The sequence below is a fragment of the Photobacterium atrarenae genome (assembly GCF_024380015.1).
GTDB lineage: Bacteria > Pseudomonadota > Gammaproteobacteria > Enterobacterales > Vibrionaceae > Photobacterium > Photobacterium atrarenae.
In genome coordinates this window covers 1252129-1275789 of the sequence record NZ_CP101509.1, presented here as the reverse complement: position 1 = coordinate 1275789, position 23661 = coordinate 1252129, and the positions used below count along the sequence as shown (strand labels likewise).

The following is a 23661-nucleotide window of genomic DNA, read 5'->3' as shown; positions in this document are numbered from 1 at the left end:
ATCCTTAGTGATTCAGCCGTTTTCCAAGTCCAATTTGGCACAGGGTGATCGCCATCGTGATCAGGAACAAAACGACCGCAATCGCCGACGCATAACCTTTTTCCTGATAAACGAACGCGTATTTATAAAACAGGTACACAATTGTCATCGTCTGCTCTTCCACCATCGAACCTTCACCAAATAACAGGTAGATCACATCGAACGTCTGCAATATTTCAATAAAGGCAATAATCGAGACAAAAAACAAGGTCGGGACCATCATGGGCAATGTGATGGAAAAGAAACGCCTGATCGGGCCTGCGCAATCGATCGCTGCGGCTTCATATAATTGCGACGGTATTCCTTGCAACCCCGCCAGCAAAATGATCATCTTCAACGCAATTGAAGACCAGATCACCACAATTGCTGAACTCAGTCGGACCAGATCAGGATCAGACAGCCAACTCACGGGCTCCAGACCGACTCCGAGCAGTAGCTGATTCAACAATCCGTAATCACTGTTATAAAGCCACTTCCAAACCATAGCGACAGCCGCCGGCATAGTTACCGCAGGAATAAAAAGCAGCGTCCGAAAAGTACCCTGAGCGACAATGTTCTGGTTGATCCCGATGGCCAGCAGCAAAGACAGCAAGACAATCACCGGCACACACACCACCACGTAAAATAGCGTGTTCATCAGCGACGAGAAAAACTCGCCATCTTCCAGCAAGATCTCATAATTTTCGAGGCTGACGGTGGTCCATATTTCAAATTCACCCAGATCGGTAAAGCTGTAAAAGACGTTTTGAAAAAACGGGAGGAAGAAAAAGACCGTCATCCCAAGTACAAGCGGGGCAATCATCACGTAGCCCCAGAACCGGGATTCTTTTTCCAACTCACTGAGTTGAGGTTTAGCACTCTGCACCATTGCAAGTCCTTTTGTCAGCAATATCAAAGGGGGAAAGCGATTCCACTCCCCCCTTTCCCTGGCTTAACCTTTCTTAAGCACGCGGTTGACTTTCTTCTCTACGCCCGGCATAACTTTTTCCGGATCCTGCCCGAGCCAGACTTTTTTCAGCCCATCGTTGAGCAGCGAGTGCCATTTCGCAGTATTCGCAGCCGTTGGATATTGGTGTGCCGTCTCCAGCGCCTTGGTATACGCAGAGACATCAACCGTATCAAACGCTTCGACCCAAAAATGGCTCACCGTTTTCTTGGCCGGGATCACCGTGCGTGAATTCGCCAACACCGACTGCGCTTCATCGCTGCTCAGGAACTCAAGGAGCCGGAATGCGGCCGCTTTATGCTGGGTTTTACGGGACATCACATAGGCGATACTGTGTGATACTCCTGCATTGCGCTTAATTTTCGGCATGGTCACTACGCCGATATGATCGTTGATTTGTGCATTGGATGAGAAAGGTAAGGCATTCCATGAACCTGAGTAAGCCATCGCTGCACGTCCCGACTGAAACACCTCGCTCATATTCAACTCACTAATTTGCTGCGCAGTCGGCAACAGCTGCTTATTCATCAACTGCTGAACTTGTTTGTACGCCGAGAGAGCATCCTTGCCGGCAATATCTGTGGTTTTCTTGTCCGGACGAATAATGTCACCGCCTGCTTGCAGGATCAGGTTAAAATAAGTCTCCTGACCATCAGTTAGATTCATCATGATCGGGTACACCGAGTCATCCGTGGCTTTCTGAATGGCTGCAGCTTTTGCCGCCATCTCATCCCAGGTCCAATCATTCGTCGGATACGCGACCCCGGCCTGATCAAAAATGGCTTTGTTATACCAAACCGCAATCGCATCAATATCGCGTGGCACGCCATATTGCTGGCCATCCACCTGATAAGCCTGAACCGAGCTATTCACAAACTTGTCGAGTTCAACGGTTGAACCCTTGAGATAACCGTCCAACGGCTCCAGCAAGCCATGTTTAGTATAAGTGCTCACATTCGGCATATTCATCCAGAATACATCGGGCGTAACACCACCACTGGCCGCAGCATTCAGTTTGACGAAATATTGCTTGTAAGGCGTCAGCTCAATTTCCACATCGATATCAGGATTGCGGGCCTCAAACTTCTGGATGATGGCTTCCACTGCAGGCAGTTGGTTGCGATCCCATATCCCATAACGAATTTCAGTTTTGTCTGCAGCCAGCACAGAAGTTGCGCTCAAGATTGAGGTACAGAGGAGTGCTTTTGCCAGGTTGTTGATTTTGAACATATAACTTCCCTTTTATAATTCATCGCACACATTGCATAAGTTTCACTTTCTTTCCTTTTCTTTTTATCACATCAATTTTGATAATGGTGTGATTACGATCGAAATAACAAAATCCTGATAACATTTCACACACCAACCCTAACATGTCGACATTTACGCCCCAAACACTGTTTAATAAAGTATTATTATTCCATTTCAGCCTGAGAAACAGCGATTTTTCCACCTCAGCACAAATAAAAACAAGATTGGTGATCAAACAGCTATTATCTTTCGAAACCTTTTGATATCTTTCCCGTAGCAATTCGTCTGGTACTCAATAAGGATAATTACGAGGTGAGCAATGGATAACCAACCTGTGACGGTCGCTGTTATCGGCGGTGGCGCCCGCGGTGAACTCTATGCGCGTTATGCGCTTGAGCACCCGGATAAAATGAAGGTGGTCGCTGTCGCCGAACCGCGCGCGAAGTATCGCGCCGCACTGGCACATCAACATAACCTCCCCGCAGATCGCGTTTTTGAATCCTGGGAACAAATCGCTGTACTGGGCAAAATAGCGGATGCCGTGCTGATCTGCACGCAGGACAAAATGCATACAGAGCCGGCGATCACCTTTGCCCAGCAGAAATACCACATGCTCCTCGAAAAGCCGATGTCTCCCAGCGCAGAGGAATGCAGGAAAATCGTCGATGCCGTCGATGAAAACGGTATTATCTTCGGCGTTTGCCATGTCATGCGCTATACCCGATATACAACCCGGCTCAAGCAATTGCTCGCCGAGAATATCATTGGTGACGTTGTCTCGATGCAACACCTGGAGCCGGTCGGCTGGTGGCACCAGGCGCATTCTTTCGTTCGCGGCAACTGGCGCAATCAAGAAGAGTCTACCTTCATGTTGCTCGCCAAGGCTTGTCACGACTTAGACTGGATCCGCTTTATCATGGGCAGCCCGGTCAGCGCGGTCCAATCGTTTGGCGGTCTGTACCACTTCAAACCAGAGAATCAACCCGAAGGTGCTGCCGAGCGCTGCGTTGACTGTCAGGTTGAAACCGGCTGTCCGTATTCTGCAAAAAAAATCTACCTCGAGAGCCAGCATGGTGGTGAGTACACCCGAAAGATTGTGACTCCGGAAGATGGTGAGCAGGCCCTGCTGAGCGCCTTGGCAGAAGGTCCCTACGGCAGATGCGTTTATCTGTGTGACAATGACGTCGTCGACCACCAGGTGGTCAATTTCCAGTTTGAAGACGGAAGGTCCGCTTCGTTTACAATGACGGCCTTTACTGAATATGCCGATCGCAAGACACGGCTATTCGGTACCCTGGGACAAATCGAGGGGGATGGCCGTTATATCAAAGTGTTTGATTTTAAAACCAATCGTGAAACAGTTTACGATGTGGAAGCAATTCAGGACGAAACAACGATGACCGGGCATGGCGGGGGGACTACCACATGATGCAAAGGTTTATCGAAGCCGTCGCAAAAGAAGATCAATCACTGATTTTATCCGGCTCTGCGGAAACCCTGGAGACCCATCTCACCGTGTTTGCTGCCGAGCAATCCCGCCGGGAGAAACGTGTTGTCGACGTCGTGCTCTAGTTCAGAAAGGACACTAGGTAGAATAAAGCCACTGAAAGTTTCAGTGGCTTTTGTTTGAGCTTAAACCGTAATCACCTTGATACCCTGCCCGCTCAACGCGTGTAGGTAATCTTGTGGAATATTTTTGTCGGTGATCAGGGTGTTGATGAGATCGCACGGAATAATCTTATGCAGGCTGACTTTGTCGAATTTACTGGAGTCGGTCACCACGATGACCTCCTTAGCCGCATCGCACATCGCCCGATTCAAGCGCGCTTCATTCTCATTATGCGTGGTGATCCCGGCCCGGATATGAAAACCATCCACGCCTAAAAATATTTTATCAAAGTGATAGGCTTTCATATTCTCTTCTGCCTGAGAGCCATAAAAAGACAAACTTTTCTTGCGCAAAGTACCACCGGTCATCATGACCTCCACATCATCCGCTTCAGACAGTGTCGCTGCAATGTTCAAACCATTGGTCATCACCACAATACCCTGCTTGTTCAGGAGCAACTTGGCCACCTGCTCAGTGGTGGTGCCTGAATCAAGAATAATAGTTTCGCCCGAGTGAATATGACTGGCAGCCGCCTTGGCAATACTGGCCTTTTCCCTGGCATGCAGCGTGGCCTTTTCCTGAATATTAGTCTCCTGCACCACTTCTGGTGTCGCCTCCTGCACCTGACAGTCGATCGCGCCGCCGTACGATCGCATCAGCAGCCCTTTCGTTTCAAGGTAAGCGAGATCATTGCGGATGGTCACGGTACTCACACCGAGCGACTGCGACAATTGAGAGACCGAAACACTGCCTTCGGATTTCAGCTGACTTAAAATTTCTTCTCTTCGTTTACTGGTTTGTTTCATAGCCAACATTCCTACCCTATATGATGCGTATCATAACAAAACAATGAAACTTAACGAAATATCACATCAAGGTAATTGATAAAAAGTGAAGCGCACCGTAAGCAAAAGAACAAAAGTGAAATTTTGCCTTCATCTTTACAGTGCAATTTCTGCCAAAGCTCGGATCACGTCGCTGTGCAGTGATCTCTCGAGTCAATCGCTTTGCTGCTACGCAATAAAGGAGAGTGACAGGATTCAGCCAACATCGCCGCCCCGCGAACGCCGCTGGAATCCCCAAACTTCGGTGCCAATAAGGCCGGCGTTTTGATCGCGGGTAACAAGTGCTGACGAAGAGAGTCCGGAAGTCGCTGATAAAGCTCAGGCACCCGGCTCAAACCACCACCAAACACCACAGCTTGCGGGTCATAGATATGAACAAAAGAAGCCAAAGTACAGGCCAAAATATCAAGATACATCGTGAAAGCTTGCTCTGCCTGCGGATTTTCGGCTCTCATTTCGTCAATCACCTGAATGGCAGAGCGCGCTTCACCGCCACAATGCTGATATAAAAATACCAAGCCCGGTCCGGAGATGTAACGCTCAACGCAGCCCGTTTTCCCACAGCCACACTGAACAAGCGGTAAACCGTACTTTTCCACAAACTGCGCTGGCAGCGGTGAGTGGCCCCACTCCCCGGCGGTGCCATTACGGCCTTTGATAAGCAGCCCGTTCAGGCACACCCCCCCACCAACGCCCGTGCCAAGCACAGCCCCAAACACGGACTCGTACTGCGCTGCCGCCCCGCCATTGGCTTCGGAAAGTGCAAAGCACTGACAGTCATTGCCCAACACCGTCGGCCGCGCCAGTCTGACTTCGATATCTTTTGCAATACAATGCCCCGTGGCCGCAGGAATATTCGAGGAAAGCTGCGCGCCGGTGTCGATATCGACAATACCGGGCATCCCGACCCCAACCCGACTGATTTCCCCGCAAGCCTCCTCAGCACGTTGCAGCATCGCCACCAGCGTTTCAAGAAATTGCTCATAATCCTGCGTCGGGGTCGGCTCTCGCTGCTGATATACAGCCTGATATGCCTCATCAAAGACCACCAACTCAATCTTGGTTCCACCAATGTCAAATCCTGCCAACATCACTTTGTCCTTACTTCAATCCATCATCGGACCAATAAGTACCATATTCCCCAACGCAATAAACCTGTGCCAGTCGCAAAACAAAAAAGAAAATGAAAGATAACACAAAGATAGTAGTTGTGATCTGAGTAGCTTTTTTTCTAAGAACACAGTGATTAAATAAGAAAAAGAAACAAAACGAAAGACAAGGCGATAATTAATACCCTGTTTGATGCACTACCATCAACACCAATAAGTAGGAAACAGAATGAAACCAATACTTGAGCTTATTTCAGCGCACAAGCAAGGAGAGCCCGTCGGGATCTACTCGGTATGTTCAGCTCACCCGCTGGTTCTGGAAGCCGCGATCCTGCAAGCCAAGAACGACCAGCGTCCGGTTCTGATTGAAGCCACCTCAAACCAAGTGAACCAGGATGGTGGTTATACCGGTATGACGCCACGTGATTTTGCCAACGTTGTCTTTGAACTGGCAGAGCGCCTTCAGTTTCCGCAGGACATGGTGGTCCTTGGCGGGGATCATCTCGGTCCGAATTGCTGGCAGCACCTGACTTCCGATGAGGCCATGGCACGGTCAGAGACCCTGATCCGCGATTATGTTCAGGCTGGTTTCAAAAAGATCCATCTTGATTGTTCCATGGCTTGTGCCGACGATACCCTGCCACTGGACGAACTCAAACTAGCTGAGCGTGCGGCACGCCTGTGTGCGATCGCCGAAGCAGCATGGCAGGAATGTGGCGGCGAGCCGCCGGTTTATGTAATAGGTACTGAAGTCCCCACGCCGGGTGGAGCGTTGGAGTCTCTTACCGGACTCGCGGTGACCCAGCCGGAAGAGGTACAGGAAACGCTGAATACTCACCACCAGGCTTTTTCTGATCAAGGGCTGGGATATGTTTGGTCACGCGTCATCGGCCTGGTGGTACAACCCGGGGTGGAATTTGACCATCATAATATTCATCACTATCGCAGTGAACTGGCTCAACCGCTGGCAAAACTAATTGAAACTCAACCCCACCTGGTTTTTGAAGCTCATTCAACGGATTACCAGAATCCGGCAGCCTACCACCAGCTGATCCGGGATCACTTTGCCATCCTCAAAGTCGGGCCAGCCCTGACCTTTGCCCTGCGTGAAGCACTGTTTGCCCTCGACCGGGCCGAAATTGAATGGTTAGGCGCCCATCGCGCTGCGCACCTGCGCGATACCATCGAGCAAGTGATGCATGAAGAACCTGATTACTGGCGCCAGCACTATCACAGCCGCGGCCACCAACAGTACCTGGACTGTGCCTACAGCCTCAGTGATCGCATTCGTTATTACTGGAGCCATCCGGAAGTTCAGCAAGCGCAGCAGCGCCTGTTCCAGAACTTACTGGAGCACCCCATCCCACTCACCTTGCTCAGCCAATATCTCCCGAATCAGGCCAAAGCCGTTGCGCAGGCGCAGCTTACCAATTCCCCGCGCGATATTGTCATTCACAAAGTGATGGAAGTGACCCAAACCTACGCCTGCGCCTGTTTTTCCAATACCGTCGCTCAGAAGGAGTCTATTTCATGAGTCAGTTTTTAGGTTACGAAGAGCCGTGGTTGCGAGCCCGTCACGCCATTCACACGGCTAAAGAGATCAACCACCAGCCATCACTCTGGCGCCAGCTGGCTGACAGCATCCCCCATACGCCGGGGTTACAGGCATTTCTCGAGCCGATTCTGGCAACCCCCGGGCTGCGAATCATCCTCACCGGTGCCGGTACCTCTGCTTTTGTCGGGGACACCGCAGCACCATTCATCCAGGCAGCCCACAGCTACCACGTCGCCGCGATCCCGACGACAGATCTGGTTTCCAACCCGAGCGACTATCTTGATCCGGACAGCCCGACCCTGCTGATCTCCTATGCCCGTTCGGGCAACAGCCCGGAAAGTGTCGCTGCTGTGACGTTGGCCGATCAGCAACTTCAAAACAGCTACCATTTATTCCTGACCTGTAATCCGAACGGTCAGCTGTCCGGCATCGCTGCCGATCACGACAATGCCTTCTGTCTGTTGATGCCGGAAGGATCAAACGATCAGAGTTTTGCCATGACCTCCAGCTTCAGCTGTATGCTCATGGCCACCCTCGCCCTGCTCGGGGACGACGATCCCGCTGTGCTGCGCAGCACCATCCATACTGTGGCTGAGCGCTGTGAAGAGAAACTCTGTCACTGGCAAGCACCGGTTAAAGCCCTTGCCAAGCAACCTTATCATCGCCTGATTGTGTTGGGCAGCGGCGGCTTTGCCGGACTGGCCCGGGAGGCTTCACTCAAGTCACTGGAGCTCAGTGCCGGCCAGGTCATGACCGCATTTGATTCCTCACTGGGCTTTCGCCATGGCCCTAAATTCACCATCAACAAGCAAGCAATGGTGATCCAGTTTCTCTCCAATGATCCATATACCCGCCAGTATGACCTGGACCTCTATCGCGAGATTCAGACAGACAACCAGACCGGTTGCCACCTGGCTCTGACCGGCAGTGCCTTGAATGATGAAACAGTCTTTGAACTGGGTTTACCCGACCTCAGTGATGCCTGGCTGTGCTTTCCATACATTATGTTTAGCCAGATGCTGGCCTTTGAAAAATCACTCCAGTTAGGGCTGGGACCGGATAACCCCTGCCCGACCGGAGAGGTGAACCGGGTAGTCCAGGGGGTCACGATACACCCTTACCCGTATCAGCCAAAACAGCCATAAATCGAATCCGCACAGAAAACTTCAATAACGATAAGAACACAAGGAATGAACTATGCCGAATATTGTACTCAGCCGAATTGATGAACGTCTGGTCCACGGTCAGGTGGGTGTGCAGTGGGTGGGCTTTGCCGACGCCAATATTATCGTGGTGGTCAACGATGAAGTCGCGCAAGACAGTATCCAACAAAACCTGATGGAAATGGTGCTGGCAAACGGGATCGCCATTCGATTCTGGACCGTTCAAAAAACCATCGACACCATCCATAAGGCAGCTGATCGCCAGCGCATTCTGCTGGTTTGCAAAACGCCCAAAGAGTTTCGCCAGTTGGTGGAAGGTGGCGTCCCAATCCAAAACATCAATGTCGGCAACATGCACTATGCCGAAGGCAAAAACCAAATCGCCAAAACCGTATCGGTCGATGCCACTGATGTCGAAGAGTTCAACCAGCTCAAAGCACTGGGCGTGACATGCACTGTCCAGGGTGTTCCGACCGAAAACGCAACCGATCTCTTTACCTTACTTTAACCAATAAGGATAACCGTTATGGAAATAGGATTCTTACAGGCGGCCATGCTTGGTATCCTGGCGTTCTTCGCCGGATTGGACCTGTTCAACGGCCTCACCCACTTTCACCGGCCTGTGGTCCTGGGCCCGTTGGTCGGGTTGATCCTCGGTGATTTGCAAACCGGGATTCTGGTCGGCGGGACCCTCGAGCTGATCTGGATGGGCCTGGCACCGCTGGCCGGCGCCCAGCCGCCGAACGTCATCATCGGCACCATTGTCGGCACCACATTCGCCATTACAACGCAGGTCGAACCGAATGTTGCCGTCGGGGTTGCCGTTCCTTTCGCAGTGGCCGTTCAAATGGGGATCACCCTGCTGTTTTCCGCGATGTCGGCAGTGATGTCCAAGTGTGATGAGTATGCCCAGAATGCCGATACGGACGGCATTGAACGGGTCAACTACCTGGCACTCGCCGTGCTCGGGACCTTCTACTTTCTGTGCGCTTTCCTGCCCATCTTTCTTGGTGCTGAGCACGCAGGAAAAATGGTTGAAATCCTACCGAAAGATCTCATCGACGGCCTGGGCGTCGCCGGCGGCATCATGCCGGCCATTGGCTTTGCCGTGCTGATGAAAATCATGATGAAAAACGCCTACATCCCTTACTTCATCTTAGGTTTTGTCGCCGCAGCCTGGCTCGAACTACCGATCCTGGCTATCGCCAGCGCCGCGACCGCCATGGCCATTATCGACTTTATGCGCAAATCAGAACCGGCACCGGTTGCCGCCCCAGCAGAGGACTACGAAGATGGCATCTAATATCAGCAACGAACTTAACGTACGTCCAACTCAGACCGACGTACAGCCCACCCCGGGCACCGCTTCGGATGAATATGAAAACAAAACCATTGGTGCCGAGCTGACCAAAGCGGACATCAACCGCATGGCGTGGCGCTCCCTACTGTTGCAGGCTTCGTTTAACTTCGAGCGGATGCAGGCATCCGGCTGGTTGTACGGTTTGCTGCCGGCGCTAAAGAAGATCCACACCAACAAAGCGGATCTTTCAAAAGCCATGCAAGGCCATATGGGATTTTTCAATACCCATCCCTTCCTGGTGACATTCGTGATGGGGATCATCCTGGCTATGGAACGTTCCAAGCAGAACATCAGCAGTATCCAGAGCACCAAGATTGCCGTCGGCGCCCCAATGGGCGGGATCGGGGATGCGATGTTCTGGCTGACCCTGCTCCCCATCTGCGGCGGAATTGGCGCAGACCTTGCGCTGCAAGGCTCCATCATGGGGGCCATATTCTTCTTCGTGATGTTCAACCTGGTCCACTTCGGCCTTCGTTTCGGCCTGGCCCATTACGCCTACCGAATGGGAGTTGCCGCCATTCCGATGATCAAGGCCAACACCCAGAAAGTCGGTCATGCCGCCTCAATGGTCGGGATGACGGTTATTGGCGCTCTGGTCGCCACCTATGTTCGCCTGTCGACCACCGCAGAGATCACTGCCGGTGATGCTGTGGTCAAGCTCCAGGCCGATGTGATCGACAAGTTGATGCCGGCATTTTTACCTCTGGTGTATACCCTGGCGATGTACGCCCTGGTGAAGCGCGGCTGGAGCCCGCTCCGCCTCATCGGGATCACTGTGGTCGTCGGGATTGCCGGCCGAATGCTCGGCATCCTGTGATCACGCGCTGACAGCACAAGGTAAAACAATATCATCAATCAGGGCCCAGCCGGGCCCTCCAAGGACATTTTTATGATTGCAGTTATTCTTTCCGGGCACGGCGCCTTTGCATCCGGCATTGAGCAGGCCGTTTTGCAGATCATTGGTGAGCAGTCACAGTTCAGAGCCATCGACTTTCCCGCAGAGCGGACCACCGCAGAACTGAACCAGACTATGCGTACCGCGATGAAAGACATTGACTCCGGTGACGGAATTGTGTTTCTAACCGATCTTCTGGGCGGAACACCATTTCGAACCGCCTCTCTCATCAGCCAGGAGCGAGCCGATGTTGAAGTCATCACTGGCACCAACCTGCAAATGGCTGCAGAAATGCTGCTGGAGCGCGATGAGCTGACCTTAGTTGAATTCCGTGAACAGGCATTAACGTGTGGCCATCGCGGCATGACCTCCCTGGCAGATGAACTAAGAAGCCAACCCCCACAGACACAGGAAACCACCGAAGATGGGATCTGAGATACGACATTACCGGGCGGCACGGATTCTGGTTAGTGATCAATGGCTCACCGACGGCGTTCTCAGCGTTGATCCAAACGGAACGATTACCGCGATTACGCCCTATCAACCCAAACAGCATTCTGTAATCATTGATCTGGGCGAGCGCTGGCTACTTCCCGGCCTGATTGACAGCCACGTCCATGGCGCAGTTGGGTGTGACGTCATGGACGCTACCCATGACAGCCTGAACACCATGTCCGAATTCTTCGCCACTCAGGGTGTGACCGGTTTTGTCGCAACCACGGTTACGGCGCCGGTACAGGCCATTCAGGACGCACTGCAACAAATCGGCAAGAGCAGACAGCGCGGGGTCGACGGTGCAGAATTGCTCGGCGCCTACCTTGAAGGCCCCTACTTTACGCCCAAAAATCGTGGAGCACACCCGACCGAATGGTTCCGAGAACTGGATTTGGCAGAGCTCGACAGCTGGGACTCCTATGCGGATCACCAGTTAACCACGGTCGCCCTGGCACCGGAAAAATCCGGAGCCATCAAAGCCATCAAATACCTGAAGAAGCAGGGCATCAAAGTCATGTTGGGGCATTCTGATGCCAGCTTTGATCAAGTACAGGAAGCCCTCGACGCCGGGGCGGACGGGATCGTCCATTGTTACAACGGGATGCGCGGCCTGCACCATCGCGACCCGGGCGTGGTGGGCGCCGGGCTTTGCCACCCGAACAGTTATGTTGAGATGATTGCTGATGGTCACCATGTCCACCCGACCGCGATTGATATTGCTCATCGTTGCTGCGGCGATCGCCTGATCTTGATCACTGACGCCATGCGAGCCACACACATGCCGGACGGCCAGTATCAGCTAGGTGAGTACCTGGTTAATGTCACCGACGGCGTGGCAACCACCGATACCGGTGGGCTGGCGGGCAGTACCCTGACCTTGCTCCAGGCGGTACTCAATCTCTCGACCTGGCTCAAGCTCCCGCTCGAGCAAGCCTGGCTACGGGCCTCGCTGACCCCAGCGAAATCCCTCAGCATCAACAACCAATACGGTACCCTGGAGCCTGGGAAACAAGCCTCCATGGTCGCCTTGAATCCGAATCACACCATTTTCAAAACCTGGGTTAACGGCAACCTTGTATTTGACGCTAGCCACTCTCATCGCCAGGAGGCAATATGTATCTGATCTCTTCTCGTGAAATGCTCAAACGAGCGCAACAAGGCGGCTACGCAGTCCCTGCTTTTAATATTCATAATCTGGAAACCGTGCAGGTAGTGGTCGAAACGGCCTCAGAACTCGGCTCGCCGGTGATTCTGGCCGGGACTCCGGGCACATTCGATTACGCCGGCACCGACTACCTGATCAGCATCTGTAAGGAAGCGGCACAAAAACATACCATCCCGCTCGTCCTCCACCTGGATCACCATGAAGATATTTCCGATATCAAAACCAAAGTCGAACGCGGTGTCCGCTCTGTCATGATCGACGGCTCCCATTATTCCTTCGAGCAAAACATCGATATCGTCCGCCACGTGGTCCAGCACAGTAACCGCTTTGATGCCAGTGTGGAAGCCGAACTGGGCCGTCTTGGCGGTCAGGAAGATGATCTGATAGTCGACAGTGCCGACGCCCTGTTAACCGATCCGGCTTCAGCGGCAGAATTTGTTCGCCGTACCGGAATTGACTCGCTAGCCGTAGCGATTGGCACAGCCCATGGTTTGTACAAGTCTGAACCAAAGCTGGATTTCGACCGAATGGCGCAAATTCGTGAAGTGGTCGATATTCCGTTGGTGCTACACGGCGCTTCCGGGATCCCAGAAGAAATGGTTCAGCGCTGTATCACCCTGGGAGCATGTAAAGTCAATGTCGGCACCGAGCTGAAAATTGCCTTTGCCGATGCCGTCAAACACTACTTTGCCGAGCACCCTGAAGCCAACGATCCGCGCAAATATATCGTCCCGGGGAAACAAGCGATGAAGCAGGTGGTGATTGATAAAATCCGGATGTGCGGTAGTGAAGGAAAAATATAAATAACCGTGGAAAACACAGACCTTCGCACCCTGACACCTACGCGGTAAACAATCAAAAAGCCGTTGCTCAGCAACGGCTTTTCAGTACAACATTGATCGCCTATCTCCATGACAGCTTAGCTTCCGAGATGAATCCCGCTCACGGCTGTTCGGTCAGATACACATGCCAGTTTTGATCCAATTGCTGATAATTCTCGATACAGAACTCTTTGCGTTCGGCGAGGTAATCTTTTTCAACTTCATCTAACAATTTGGCGTGTTGCTTCGGATCACTGCCATACACCAGACACAGGGTGGAAAAGTAGCGCTGCAAATCAAAGCTATGCTCATCAATATACTCACCGAAATCGTAATAATCAGGCCGATCGTTCGACTCGTACGCGAACATATTAGCCGCGCTGATTGCCGCCTCATCGCCACCCTCGACATAGCGAATCATCATCAGGGTGGCGAAGTTATCAACCGCGTCTTCTTCCTTGCCCAGCACCGGAATATTCTGATCGACAATGTATGCATGGCCCGCTTCATGCAGCAAGGTATGCAGTAGCGTATCCATCGCGCTCAATGTGGGCGTATTACCTGATGTTTGCTGATCCTCATTGTCCCGGAAATACCGGATGGCTTCTGACACGAAGCCGTACGGGATAGACACCATATGCACTTCGGGATCGTACATCGGTCCATCCTCGCCGCCGTAGTTGACGGTCAGCGTCTGATCAAAGACAAAGTACGATTTTGACAATGCCACCAGGGTGTCATTCACCTCACTTTGCTCAATCAGCTGCCTGATCTGCGTTTCATTTTTGCCTTGCGGCGTCTGGTATTCCACCACAATGGACGGTTGCGCCGCGAGCGCGCCTCCACTGAGCAAGCCCGCGAGGAGCAGCGACCCAAAGACCTTCATTTTGATTCCCTTTAAATATAAAAACGGCAGCATGCCACTTGAAATAAATCCTGACAATAACGCCGCCCCAAAAGAAGTCGCAACGGTGATCCCTGCGCGCCTTGCAGGTGGTTTTCGTTCCTGAGAAACGCACCTTGCCGCCAGACGCTATAGTCATTTAAATCATGTTCAGAGCCGACACCATGAAAGCGATGTTCCCGATTCTGCTGCTCACCCTGCTCCTGAGTATTCCGGTCCAGGCAGCACCGCAACTGCATTTTACCCAAAGCGTTATCACCCCCGAAGAAGGTCGGCTGGTGAGCATTGAAGATTACTGGCTGCTTGCCTTCAGTCACGCCTATGATATCCGCTTGTCAACCCAGGCCGTCAGCACCGGGCAACAACTCACGATTGAGGTCCGGCAGGACGACCAGTGGCACAAGGAGTCCTTTCAGGTCAAAGCAATCAGCATTCATCAGGATTTGTGTCGCCTGCATGCCCGCCACCCCAGTCAGGATGGCTACTTTCCAGGCGATACCATTTATCTCCAGCCCTGCCGGACTGAATAACAGCCGCCACTTGCACATAATAAAAAACAACGCCCCGCTGAGTGCCGGGGCGTTTTCATTCGCAGCTTTAGCGCTGTGGCTTAGCTCTGTGGCTTAGCTCTGTGGCTTCAAACCAACCCTGTCGACAGATGCACCACAATCACGGTAAACGCCGCCAATAGTGGAATGGCCATGGTGACTACCGCAATGTCGCCGTAGCTTTGGCGGTGCGTCAGTTTACACACCGCCAGCAAGGTGATCACCGCACCGCAATGCGGCAGGGTATCGAGCCCACCAGCGGCCAGCAAAACCACCCGGTGCAAAACTTCCGGGTTGATGCCCGTGCTGAGAAAATCATTGCCCAACAGCGCCAGAACCATACCTGTGCCACCGGACGAGGAGCCGATGATCCCAGCGAGACTCGTCGAGGTGATCGCCACTTTAAACAGGTCCGGAATATCAATCGCCGCGATCCCGGCTTTCACCACCACAAAGGCAGACAGCGCCGTGATCACCGCACCATAGCCCACTTCTGAGGCGGTATTGAAAATCGGTAACAGCGAGCCGACCGAACCGTCGAACACATGCTGGTTCGGATCAAACAGATAACGACGAAATGCCACCAGCATAAAAGCAATCGCAGTGCCCAACGCCAGGATCACCGCCCAGGTACCGTTAATGCTAGCCTCAACAGCCTGATATTCGGCAACTACGTCCGGCATTTTGAAATACACGTTGGTCAGCAGGAAATTGATGACAAACACCAGCAGGATTGGCGCCAAAGCCATCATCACGCCCGGGGCCGGCGTATCTGCCGATTCATTCTGAAGCTGCTCTTTCTCCTCACCGTACCCTTCACCTGCGGCCATCGCTTTTTGCGCGCGATATTTAATCCACAAAATCCCCAGTGACAGCATCATGACCGCTGCCAGCAACCCAAGGAGCGGCGCGGCATAAATGGTGGTGCCGAACGGGATGGTCGGCATAGTATTGAGATACTGCGGCGTTCCCGGCAACGCAGTCATGGTGAACGTAAAGGCACCCAGAGTGATAGCCGCCGGTAGCAGACGTTTCGGGATCCCTGCTGCGCGGAACGTCTCCGCCCCAATCGGATACATGGCAAAGACCACCACAAACAGCGACACCCCGCCGTAGGTCAACAAAGCCGTCGCCAGCACCACCGACAAAATGGCGTGCCGTGGTCCCAGGTTGCGGATAATAAAGGCCGACAACGTGCGGGCGGCCCCCGACGCGCCCATCAGCTTGCCGAAAATTGCCCCGGCAATGAACACCGGAAAGTACAGTTTGATGTAGTTGGCGGCGGCAGGCATGAATACGTTCGACAACGCATACAGAAAGGGAAAGTCACTGGTCAGCAATGCAGCGGCCATCGCCAGGATCGGCGCCAGCACCAGGACGGAGACCCCACGATAGGCAAAATACATCAGGCCAATGAGGGTCAGGAGTATAACGGCAACATCCATATTCAGTTTCTCCGATTGAAGCAGTCAATGTAACAGGTTGTTAACATGCTAGACCGCATCGCGGCGAATGAAAACACCGCTCTTTGCCGCGATCTACGGCACCCCCGACAAAATGAGACCCGGCTCATATTCCGGTGGCTTAAATGAAGGATTCATGACGAAACAATGACCAATCAAATACTTTAATTTCAATTGGTTACATGAAATTACCCATCCTCGAATGGCAAATATGAAAAAGACAATTTCATCCATGATATTCAACCAGCCCAGCTGGCTTCATACACTTTCGGACATCAACACACGATCAAGGAAAATGTCATGCCAGTCACCCAACTTACCGCAGAGGAAGCTGCAGCCTGGATCCAGGACGGTCAATCCCTGATGCTGGGCGGTTTTATCGGCTCGGTTGTCCCGGAATCGGTGATCCGCGCCCTCGGCCAGCGCTTTGCGCGAGAATCCGGCCCGCAGGATCTGACGCTGATTTTTGCCGCCGGGCAGGGAGACGGCACAGGCCGCGCAGCCAACCACTTGGCACAACCCGGCATGGTCAAACGGGTGATCGGCGGACACTGGGGCCTGGTTCCGGCCCTGCAACACATGGCGCTGGCCAATGAAATTGAGGCGTATAACCTACCGCAAGGCGTGATCTCCCATCTGCTGCGGGATACGGCAGCCGGTAAACCGGGCACTCTGACCGCCACCGGCCTGGGGACCTTCGTCGACCCGCGCCTGGAAGGCGGCAAAATCAATACTATGACCCGGGAAGATCTGGTTCAGGTCCTTGAGCTGGACGGTGAGGAATACCTGCTCTATCGCCGACTGCCGGTGGATGTGGCCATATTACGGGGAACGACCGCCGATACAGACGGCAACATCACCATGGAAGAAGAATGCCTGGTGGTCGAAAGCCTCGCTGCGGCTCAGGCGGCACGAAATCAGGGCGGCAAGATCATCGTCCAGGTCAAGCGGGTCGTTCCCGCCGGAAGCCTCTCGCCCCACGAGATTAAAATTCCCGGGATCTTTGTCGATGCGGTGGTGATCTGCGACGATCTTTCCGAACACATGCAAACGTTCGCGACGCCATTCAACCCGGATTTTGTCACCAGCCGCCCCGCTTCGGCTCCCCAGCCCCGGCAGAAGCCCCCCCAATCCCGGCTGGACGCCAAGACTCTGATCGCCCGACGAGCGGTGCTGGAGCTGACCCCGGGCGCGGTGCTGAATCTGGGCATCGGGGTCCCGGAGTATATCGCGACCATTGCCGGACAAACCGGGATTCTGGACAGCCTGACGCTGACGGTGGAGCCCGGGGCTATCGGCGGCTTACCGGCCAGCGGGCTGGATTTCGGGGCCAGTTGCCACCCCGAAGCCATTATTACTCAGGATCAGATGTTTGACTTTTACGACGGCGGTGGCATTGATCAGGCCTTTCTCGGCCTGGCGCAGTGCGGCCGCAGTGGCGATATCAATGTCTCCCGCTTCGGAACCCGACTGCCCGGCTGTGGCGGCTTCATCAATATCAGCCAGCATGCCAAATCGCTGTATTTCTGCGGCACGTTTACCGCCGATGGACTGGACATTGCGGTGAAAGACGGCCAACTTGAGATATGCCGGGAAGGCCGACTGCAAAAATTTGTCAGCCGGGCCGAGCAAATTACCTTTTCTGCCGCTAGAGCCATTGCTACCGGGCAACCCGTCCGATACATCACCGAGCGGGCGGTGTTCCGTCTGGATGCTCAGGGGTTGGTGCTGGAAGAAATTGCGCCCGGCATTGATCTGGAGCGGGACATTCTGGCCCAGATGGCCTTTCACCCCTTGATTGACCCGGATCTCAAACCAATGCCCGCGTGCATCTTCGCCCCGGTGTTCGCGCCTTCGCACGGTAAGACTAGCAGCGGAGTGTGAGGCCAGTTGCAAGACTCCGGCGAGTCGGTTGGTGAATCTTCTCCTGACGGGCATCATAGTCTGAAAACAGCCTCAGGAAAGGACGACAAGGAATTGTGATGTCACTGCCATCCGCCGGGAACCATCCCCGCCAGCAACAACTCGATAAAATCGTCTTCTTCTGCTCGGTGCTCCAGCATGGTTCCTTTCGGGAAGCTGCTGAAGCCTGGGGAATCTCCGCCGCAGCCGCCAGCCGCTGGGTGAAGGAACTGGAAAACATGATGGCCGTGGAGCTGATCAAACGCAGTACCCGCCAGCTGGTGCCGACCGACGCCGGGGAAGTGCTCTATCGGCGATTTTCGTCATTGTTACCGGAAATCGATACGATTTGCGCCGAAGTGGAAAGCATGGCCGACGAACAACGCGGGGTGATCAGCATCTCCTCAACCCCATTATTTGCCGCCTACTTCCTGCGCGAAATCATCACCGAATATATGGAAATGCATCCCCAGGTCAACTTCCGGCTGTTCATTGAAGCCGGAGAAGTCGATCCGCTCCATGTCGATTTCATCATTCGCGCCAAAGCCACCAATCGGGAAACCGAGGAAAAGGACAGCCTGCTGATCCGCCGCCAGCTGCTGAGCGAGCCCCTGTTCGCCTGCGCTGCGCCCAGTTATCTGGCCCGATGCGGCATTCCGACCGAGCCGGAAGCCCTGCGCGAGCACCGCTGCCTCTACGCCAGCTCCTTGGTCGGCGGCAATCGCTGGTACTTCTGTCTCGACGGGGTCAACCGCGCTGTCACCATCAGTGATGCTCTGGAGTGCGACAACAGCGAAATCTTGCGGGATATGGCGATTCGTGGGGCTGGTGTGGCCTACCTGCCTCAATCTGTGGTGCGCGAGGCGCTGGCCGACGGTCGACTCAAAGTACTGCTCACCGATTTTGTCGCCAGCCAATTCGATATCAACCTCTACTTCCGCCCCCGACACCCGATGCCGACCCGTTGCCAGGCGTTCAAGGATTATCTGTTACGACGAACGCAAGAGATCGTCAGCCAGCGCCAGCGGGGCAGCTGGGCTTAATAAAAACCATCTTGATTTAAACCTCATCGTATAAAAAAGCCTCCCATTCGGGAGGCTTCTCATATCATCATTCGAACAGCCAGGCTTAATTATGCTTGAACCTGGTAATCAAACGCCGGTACCGTGATTTCTACCCGGCGGTTTTGCTGGCGACCTTCACGTGTTTCGTTAGAAGCGATTGGGTTGTTCTCACCTTCACCACGCGCCTCGATACGTGTCGCCTTAATTCCTTTATTGATCAACGCTTCGGCAACCGAACCGGCACGTTTTTCAGAAATTTTCTGGTTGTACGATGCCGCACCAGAAGCATCCGTGTAACCGACGACTTCCACTTTGGCCTGCGGGTACTCATTCAAAAACGCCACCAGCTTATCAAGCTTTGCAGCACTTTCCTGCGTCAACTCGGTACTGTTCAGAGCAAAGCTGCCAGTGCCGAGGGTTTGTGTTTCATAGGTTTTGGTGACGATCTCAGGCTCAACGACTTCTTCCGTCTCAACCGGCATGACAGGTGCTATCGGTGCAGATTCTTCCCGAACAATCGGCTCAGGTTCTGGAGCTGGGGTTTCATAAGCTACAGGCTCCTCATAAACCACGGGCTCAGTCTTCACCACTGGCTTGCTGTTGCCACCGAACGTATAAGCCAGACCCAAGGTCGCAGAGTGACCCGTCGCACGGACCAGATCATTGCTGGCGTCGGTAATATTCTGGTATTCAGCACGCAGCGTCACATTCTGGCTCATGCTGTATTCAACACCGGCTGCGCCCAGATACGAAAAATCATCCTGGCTGCCGTACTTGACGTATGCACCACCCAATTTGCCGTATAGCGCTAGATCGTTCGTCAAAGGCAAGCTCAACTTCGGGGCCAGGGTGATCGCTTCCACATGGTCGTTAAACGTGGTGCTCTTGTAATCACCCAGGTTGTCGTAACCCGCTTCGATCGCCAGGTTGTCAGACAGGTTGTAACCCCCAAACACACCATAGGTGGTATCGTCTTTATCGCACGATGTGCCTGCCTGACAGGCATCCTCTAACCAGGATTTACCGGCTTTACCACCGACATAAACATCTGCGTGTGCTGTTGAGGCCATCAGTAAAGTGGCTGAAATTACCGCTGCTAGTCTTGTCATTGTTCTTCATCCTATGCTGTGATTATCGAGCATGCCACTGATTTTTATACATGCTTTAAACGGTCTTCTTCCGCTGAATGAAACTGTCCGTGAGCACGTACAAGATAACCATCGCCTTTATCTTATTTGTCAGACGAATGACAATAAAACGTTATTTTATTGCAAATTGTCCCTGAAATTCTCAGGGTAAAGGACTGAATTCCAAGATGTATTTAATCAGGTCATCTTAATGCAAGGAGGGAATCAGGAAGTAAAATACGGAGTAATCCGTCTTTCTGAAATCGTGATCAATCAACGCCGCAGACGCGGCGTTAATTCAACAAAATAGGTGCTTAATGCGGGCCGCCATTGTCCAACCATAACCGTTCAGGCAAGGAATTTACAGATTGCCGATATCTTTACCCTGGTTATACACTTTAAATTCTTCACGCAAGACAAGCTCAAAGCCATCCGAAGCCAGCAAGGTCGTAAATAATGATGGATTTTCAAGATTATCATTCCAGAACTGAATCGTCGTCGGGAGTACAGCGACACCCGGCACTTTTTTACCTGAAAATTCATGAACCGGCACCACACTCTGAATCAATGGGTTATTAATCAATGCAAGCCGGGCAAGTTCTACAAACAATTCAGTTCCCAAATTACCTTGGTCTGGTTCATAGGTATTACCATCCAGATCTTTTACCATAACTTTCAAGTTGATATCGCCTAATTGTTGATCCAACTTGATCACCTGGGAAATCGCTTTAGCCAAGTCAGAAGTGGCTGCAATCACCTCAACTGAATTTTGATCATCTAGCTTCGAAACCATCACATTCGCTGACTGGCCCAGTGTATAAGCCAAAGTTCGTTGAAACTGATAAACCGGGCTGGACTTATAAGCCAGAGTGGATAGACCGACAATGTTGTTTGCCATCATGAAACGTCCCTATTCATTGAAATGAAACTGATGAAGAGCTGTCGCTCACAACAACTCATACGCAGTCAATGTAACAAAGTGGTCTAAAAGAGAAATTACACAGTATTACGCCAGCAACTGCTTTTTCATACCAATCGCAGTAAATAAGGGGTCATCCTAGCTGGTTAAAATGCTCGATAACTGCGTTAGAATTTTTGATTGTAGAATAACTCAAAGTTATACCGACCCGAAAACCAAGGCCTGAGCGAAGATATTCACAAAATCAGGGGATAAGTGTGTTCACAACAAGACGCGCTCGCGAGCCTATACCGCATCAGTAGACATCCTCCCCCCTTCATGAGAAATGTTGCGACTACAAATTCGGATACATCATGAGCGACGACAATAGAAGGGCATGACCAACGGCCGGCCATGCCCTTCTTATTTCACATTTGACTACGGTGACTCGGTGAACTAACGTCCGAGTTTCTGAGCCGATTGACCGCCAATGCCGAAATGAATTTTCGGCATTTCATTGATCAAGACCCGCACGCTCTGTTCAGGCGCATCTAACGATTCCATAACGGCCGTCGTGACATTGCGGATCAGCTTCTCTTTCTGCGCATCCGTGCGCCCTTCCATCATATTGACCTGTACAATTGGCACTCTGTTAATCCTTATCAACGCTTGCGAAATTAGACGAACTTGCCTGAAATCGAACCTAACCCCTGGTAATGCACACAGAAAGCATCCCCTTTGTTCACGTGGACCGCCGCAGTGATCGCCCCAATCATAATGAATGAGCCCGCCGGCAGTTCCTCGCCTCGTTCACCCAGCATATTTGCCAGCATTGCCACCGACGCGGCCGGATGTCCCAGGACCGCCGCCCCGGCGCCCACTTCGACAACTTCGCCGTTCACTTCCATGACCACCCCCAGCGTTTTGAGGTCCAACTCTGCTGGATCTGCCATCCGGCCACCGGTGACAAACCGCGAAGAGGAAGAGTTATCGGCAATGACGCTTTTCAGGTCGAATTTGAAATCCTGATACCGGGAGTCAATCACCTCCACCGCAGGCATAACAAAATCCGTCGCCCGCAGTACATCACCGATATGGACTCCCGGCCCTTTCAGCGGCGCTTTGGTGACAAAGGCCAGTTCAGCTTCAATTTTGGGATGAATGAGCTGATCATGCTGAATCTCCCCACCTTCCGGAATGGCAAAGTAGTCCGCCAGAAATCCGTAACAAGGGTGTTCGACGCCCATCTGGGACATCTTCGCCCAGGAGGTCAGCCCCATTTTCATGCCGACAATCTTATGGCCCCGTTGCTCTTTTCGGCGACGGATCTCCCACTGGATATCGAATGCGTCGTCGTAAGTCATGTCCGGAAAATCGTTGGTGATCTTGGTCACCTCGTAGGCGCCCAATTCGGCATTTTCCAGATGGTTTGCCAGTTCACTGATTTGTTGCTGTGTTAGATTTCCCATCAGATCAATCCTTTTTCTTTCGCCAGGGTTAATGCCAAATCTTCAATCATGTCTTCCTGTCCGCCGACCGTACCGCGACGACCCAGTTCAACCAGCAGGTCACGGGCTGCGATGCCGTACTTGGCCTCCGCACGCTTGGCGAACAACAAAAATGAGCTGTAAACGCCGGCATAACCCAACGTCAGCGCATCACGATCGACCCGAATCGGTTGCTCCATCATCGGCACCACCCGATCTTCGGCCACATCCATGATCTTGTAGAGATCGACACCGTGAACGGCATGCATCCGCTCCAGTACAGCCACAAATACTTCCAGCGGTGTATTACCCGCACCTGCGCCGAGGCCCGCAACGGAACCATCGATTCGCAGGGCACCGGCTTCAACGGCAGCAAGAGAGTTAGCTATGGCCATCCCCATATTGTGATGACCGTGAAAACCGATTTCGGTCCCCGGGTTCAGCTCTGCGCGCAGCAAGCCAATTTTCTGGCTGACTTCCTCCGGCAACATGTAACCCGCCGAGTCGGTGCAATAGATACAATTCGCACCATACGATTCCATCAGTTTCGCCTGTTCCAGAATTTTCTCCGGTGAGGCCATATGCGCCATCATCAGGAATCCCACGGTATCCATCCCCAGCTTGGCGGCCAGACCAATATGCTGCTCACTGACATCGGCTTCTGTACAGTGGGTCGCCACACGAATTGTGCTCACGCCCAAATCCTTCGCCATCCGCAAGTGATCCACCGTGCCAATGCCCGGCAACAACAGTGCCGATACTTTGGCATGTTTCATTTTCGGCACGACCGCATCAAGGTAGGCTTCATCCGAATGTGCCGGAAAACCGTAATTCACCGACGCGCCTCCCAGCCCGTCACCGTGCGTGACTTCAATCAGCGGCACCCCGGCGTCATCGAGCCCGGTCGCAATATCAACCATCTGTTCAAGCGAGATCTGATGGCGTTTGGCGTGCATCCCGTCACGCAGACTCATGTCGTGGAGAACGACTTTTTTCCCTTCCAAATTCATTCTTG

General features: G+C 52.8%; 24 protein-coding genes. 13 read left to right on the top strand and 11 right to left on the bottom strand.

The features are described from left to right. Positions 1 to 4: 4 nt before the first annotated feature. The gene (locus NNL38_RS21790; protein WP_255390959.1) at positions 5 to 907 is read right to left on the bottom strand and encodes a carbohydrate ABC transporter permease; all 903 of its coding nucleotides are present in this window, start codon (positions 905 to 907) and stop codon (positions 5 to 7) included. Positions 908 to 970: 63 nt separating this feature from the next. Next, positions 971 to 2215, bottom strand: coding sequence for an ABC transporter substrate-binding protein (locus NNL38_RS21785; RefSeq protein ID WP_255390958.1), 1245 nt, complete (start codon positions 2213 to 2215; stop codon positions 971 to 973). Between the two features lie 340 nt (positions 2216 to 2555). Here NNL38_RS21785 and NNL38_RS21780 point away from each other — a divergent pair, with 340 nt between their 5' ends. Then, a complete protein-coding gene (locus NNL38_RS21780) occupies positions 2556 to 3665 on the top strand; it encodes a Gfo/Idh/MocA family protein (RefSeq protein ID WP_255390957.1) in 1110 nt (369 codons plus the stop codon). After that, positions 3662 to 3808, top strand: a complete 147-nt coding sequence (locus NNL38_RS21775) for a hypothetical protein (RefSeq protein WP_255390956.1) — start codon at positions 3662 to 3664, stop codon at positions 3806 to 3808. Before NNL38_RS21780 ends, NNL38_RS21775 begins: the two co-directional genes overlap by 4 nt. 60 nt (positions 3809 to 3868) lie before the next feature. On the opposite strand, the gene agaR is transcribed toward NNL38_RS21775, so the two are convergent. Both agaR and NNL38_RS21765 read right to left on the bottom strand, forming a co-directional pair. Next, positions 3869 to 4651 (bottom strand): transcriptional repressor AgaR, encoded by a 783-nt coding sequence (gene agaR, locus NNL38_RS21770; protein ID WP_255390955.1) that lies wholly within the window; start codon positions 4649 to 4651, stop codon positions 3869 to 3871. A gap of 164 nt (positions 4652 to 4815) precedes the next feature. Continuing rightward, on the bottom strand, positions 4816 to 5781 hold the full coding sequence (locus NNL38_RS21765) for an ROK family protein (protein ID WP_255390954.1): 966 nt from the start codon (positions 5779 to 5781) through the stop codon (positions 4816 to 4818). Between the two features lie 247 nt (positions 5782 to 6028). Here NNL38_RS21765 and NNL38_RS21760 point away from each other — a divergent pair, with 247 nt between their 5' ends. From NNL38_RS21760 to NNL38_RS21725, 8 genes are all read left to right on the top strand, one after another. After that, positions 6029 to 7333: a D-tagatose-bisphosphate aldolase, class II, non-catalytic subunit gene (locus tag NNL38_RS21760; protein WP_255390953.1), complete on the top strand. Its 1305-nt coding sequence runs from the start codon at positions 6029 to 6031 to the stop codon at positions 7331 to 7333. Further along, a complete protein-coding gene (locus NNL38_RS21755; protein WP_255390952.1) occupies positions 7330 to 8499 on the top strand; it encodes an SIS domain-containing protein in 1170 nt (389 codons plus the stop codon). Before NNL38_RS21760 ends, NNL38_RS21755 begins: the two co-directional genes overlap by 4 nt. Before the next feature lie 52 nt (positions 8500 to 8551). Further along, entirely contained in the window at positions 8552 to 9025 is a 474-nt protein-coding gene (gene agaV, locus NNL38_RS21750) for a PTS N-acetylgalactosamine transporter subunit IIB (RefSeq protein ID WP_255390951.1), read from the top strand. 18 nt (positions 9026 to 9043) lie between these two features. After that, complete coding sequence (gene agaW, locus NNL38_RS21745) at positions 9044 to 9820, top strand: PTS N-acetylgalactosamine transporter subunit IIC (RefSeq protein ID WP_255390950.1); 777 nt, start codon at positions 9044 to 9046, stop codon at positions 9818 to 9820. Further along, positions 9810 to 10694 carry a PTS N-acetylgalactosamine transporter subunit IID gene (agaE, locus tag NNL38_RS21740; protein WP_255390949.1) on the top strand — a complete coding sequence of 295 codons (885 nt, stop codon included), beginning with the start codon at positions 9810 to 9812 and terminating at the stop codon, positions 10692 to 10694. The genes agaW and agaE overlap by 11 nt, the downstream gene beginning before the upstream one ends. A gap of 72 nt (positions 10695 to 10766) precedes the next feature. Further along, positions 10767 to 11207, top strand: a complete 441-nt coding sequence (agaF, locus tag NNL38_RS21735) for a PTS galactosamine/N-acetylgalactosamine transporter subunit IIA (protein WP_255390948.1) — start codon at positions 10767 to 10769, stop codon at positions 11205 to 11207. Beyond that, a complete protein-coding gene (gene nagA / locus NNL38_RS21730; protein WP_255390947.1) occupies positions 11197 to 12390 on the top strand; it encodes an N-acetylglucosamine-6-phosphate deacetylase in 1194 nt (397 codons plus the stop codon). Before agaF ends, nagA begins: the two co-directional genes overlap by 11 nt. Further along, a complete protein-coding gene (locus NNL38_RS21725; protein ID WP_255390946.1) occupies positions 12381 to 13235 on the top strand; it encodes a tagatose bisphosphate family class II aldolase in 855 nt (284 codons plus the stop codon). The genes nagA and NNL38_RS21725 overlap by 10 nt, the downstream gene beginning before the upstream one ends. Before the next feature lie 139 nt (positions 13236 to 13374). On the opposite strand, the gene NNL38_RS21720 is transcribed toward NNL38_RS21725, so the two are convergent. Beyond that, complete coding sequence (locus tag NNL38_RS21720; RefSeq protein WP_255390945.1) at positions 13375 to 14139, bottom strand: DUF4344 domain-containing metallopeptidase; 765 nt, start codon at positions 14137 to 14139, stop codon at positions 13375 to 13377. 182 nt (positions 14140 to 14321) lie between these two features. Between NNL38_RS21720 and NNL38_RS21715 the strand changes: the two genes are divergently transcribed. Then, entirely contained in the window at positions 14322 to 14687 is a 366-nt protein-coding gene (locus tag NNL38_RS21715) for a hypothetical protein (protein WP_255390944.1), read from the top strand. A 107-nt stretch (positions 14688 to 14794) separates the two neighbouring features. Here NNL38_RS21715 and NNL38_RS21710 read toward each other — a convergent pair whose 3' ends face one another. Further along, a complete protein-coding gene (locus NNL38_RS21710) occupies positions 14795 to 16150 on the bottom strand; it encodes a GntP family permease (protein ID WP_255390943.1) in 1356 nt (451 codons plus the stop codon). 318 nt (positions 16151 to 16468) lie between these two features. Between NNL38_RS21710 and NNL38_RS21705 the strand changes: the two genes are divergently transcribed. Together NNL38_RS21705 and NNL38_RS21700 are read left to right on the top strand one after the other, a co-directional pair. Beyond that, the gene (locus NNL38_RS21705; RefSeq protein ID WP_255390942.1) at positions 16469 to 18052 is read left to right on the top strand and encodes an acyl CoA:acetate/3-ketoacid CoA transferase; all 1584 of its coding nucleotides are present in this window, start codon (positions 16469 to 16471) and stop codon (positions 18050 to 18052) included. A gap of 98 nt (positions 18053 to 18150) precedes the next feature. Further along, positions 18151 to 19113: a LysR family transcriptional regulator gene (locus tag NNL38_RS21700; protein WP_255390941.1), complete on the top strand. Its 963-nt coding sequence runs from the start codon at positions 18151 to 18153 to the stop codon at positions 19111 to 19113. A gap of 89 nt (positions 19114 to 19202) precedes the next feature. Here NNL38_RS21700 and NNL38_RS21695 read toward each other — a convergent pair whose 3' ends face one another. The 5 genes from NNL38_RS21695 to dmpG all read right to left on the bottom strand — a co-directional run bounded on the left by NNL38_RS21695 (position 19203) and on the right by dmpG (position 23656). Beyond that, complete coding sequence (locus NNL38_RS21695; protein WP_255390940.1) at positions 19203 to 20243, bottom strand: OmpA family protein; 1041 nt, start codon at positions 20241 to 20243, stop codon at positions 19203 to 19205. A 379-nt stretch (positions 20244 to 20622) separates the two neighbouring features. Then, entirely contained in the window at positions 20623 to 21162 is a 540-nt protein-coding gene (locus tag NNL38_RS21690) for a hypothetical protein (protein ID WP_255390939.1), read from the bottom strand. Positions 21163 to 21615: 453 nt separating this feature from the next. Next, positions 21616 to 21807 (bottom strand): 2-hydroxymuconate tautomerase, encoded by a 192-nt coding sequence (gene thmT / locus NNL38_RS21685; RefSeq protein ID WP_255390938.1) that lies wholly within the window; start codon positions 21805 to 21807, stop codon positions 21616 to 21618. Between the two features lie 29 nt (positions 21808 to 21836). Beyond that, positions 21837 to 22628, bottom strand: a complete 792-nt coding sequence (dmpH, locus tag NNL38_RS21680; protein ID WP_255390937.1) for a 2-oxo-3-hexenedioate decarboxylase — start codon at positions 22626 to 22628, stop codon at positions 21837 to 21839. Beyond that, entirely contained in the window at positions 22628 to 23656 is a 1029-nt protein-coding gene (dmpG, locus tag NNL38_RS21675) for a 4-hydroxy-2-oxovalerate aldolase (RefSeq protein WP_255390936.1), read from the bottom strand. The genes dmpH and dmpG overlap by 1 nt, the downstream gene beginning before the upstream one ends. Positions 23657 to 23661 lie beyond the last annotated feature (5 nt).

Coding starts and splice junctions, on each gene's coding strand:
- NNL38_RS21790 (WP_255390959.1), bottom strand. CDS start 907: ATGGTGCAGAGTGCTAAACCTCAACTCAGTGAGTTGGAAAAAGAATCC.
- NNL38_RS21785 (WP_255390958.1), bottom strand. CDS start 2,215: ATGTTCAAAATCAACAACCTGGCAAAAGCACTCCTCTGTACCTCAATC.
- NNL38_RS21780 (WP_255390957.1), top strand. CDS start 2,556: ATGGATAACCAACCTGTGACGGTCGCTGTTATCGGCGGTGGCGCCCGC.
- NNL38_RS21775 (WP_255390956.1), top strand. CDS start 3,662: ATGATGCAAAGGTTTATCGAAGCCGTCGCAAAAGAAGATCAATCACTG.
- agaR (WP_255390955.1), bottom strand. CDS start 4,651: ATGAAACAAACCAGTAAACGAAGAGAAGAAATTTTAAGTCAGCTGAAA.
- NNL38_RS21765 (WP_255390954.1), bottom strand. CDS start 5,781: ATGTTGGCAGGATTTGACATTGGTGGAACCAAGATTGAGTTGGTGGTC.
- NNL38_RS21760 (WP_255390953.1), top strand. CDS start 6,029: ATGAAACCAATACTTGAGCTTATTTCAGCGCACAAGCAAGGAGAGCCC.
- NNL38_RS21755 (WP_255390952.1), top strand. CDS start 7,330: ATGAGTCAGTTTTTAGGTTACGAAGAGCCGTGGTTGCGAGCCCGTCAC.
- agaV (WP_255390951.1), top strand. CDS start 8,552: ATGCCGAATATTGTACTCAGCCGAATTGATGAACGTCTGGTCCACGGT.
- agaW (WP_255390950.1), top strand. CDS start 9,044: ATGGAAATAGGATTCTTACAGGCGGCCATGCTTGGTATCCTGGCGTTC.
- agaE (WP_255390949.1), top strand. CDS start 9,810: ATGGCATCTAATATCAGCAACGAACTTAACGTACGTCCAACTCAGACC.
- agaF (WP_255390948.1), top strand. CDS start 10,767: ATGATTGCAGTTATTCTTTCCGGGCACGGCGCCTTTGCATCCGGCATT.
- nagA (WP_255390947.1), top strand. CDS start 11,197: ATGGGATCTGAGATACGACATTACCGGGCGGCACGGATTCTGGTTAGT.
- NNL38_RS21725 (WP_255390946.1), top strand. CDS start 12,381: ATGTATCTGATCTCTTCTCGTGAAATGCTCAAACGAGCGCAACAAGGC.
- NNL38_RS21720 (WP_255390945.1), bottom strand. CDS start 14,139: ATGAAGGTCTTTGGGTCGCTGCTCCTCGCGGGCTTGCTCAGTGGAGGC.
- NNL38_RS21715 (WP_255390944.1), top strand. CDS start 14,322: ATGAAAGCGATGTTCCCGATTCTGCTGCTCACCCTGCTCCTGAGTATT.
- NNL38_RS21710 (WP_255390943.1), bottom strand. CDS start 16,150: ATGGATGTTGCCGTTATACTCCTGACCCTCATTGGCCTGATGTATTTT.
- NNL38_RS21705 (WP_255390942.1), top strand. CDS start 16,469: ATGCCAGTCACCCAACTTACCGCAGAGGAAGCTGCAGCCTGGATCCAG.
- NNL38_RS21700 (WP_255390941.1), top strand. CDS start 18,151: ATGTCACTGCCATCCGCCGGGAACCATCCCCGCCAGCAACAACTCGAT.
- NNL38_RS21695 (WP_255390940.1), bottom strand. CDS start 20,243: ATGACAAGACTAGCAGCGGTAATTTCAGCCACTTTACTGATGGCCTCA.
- NNL38_RS21690 (WP_255390939.1), bottom strand. CDS start 21,162: ATGATGGCAAACAACATTGTCGGTCTATCCACTCTGGCTTATAAGTCC.
- dmpH (WP_255390937.1), bottom strand. CDS start 22,628: ATGGGAAATCTAACACAGCAACAAATCAGTGAACTGGCAAACCATCTG.
- dmpG (WP_255390936.1), bottom strand. CDS start 23,656: ATGAATTTGGAAGGGAAAAAAGTCGTTCTCCACGACATGAGTCTGCGT.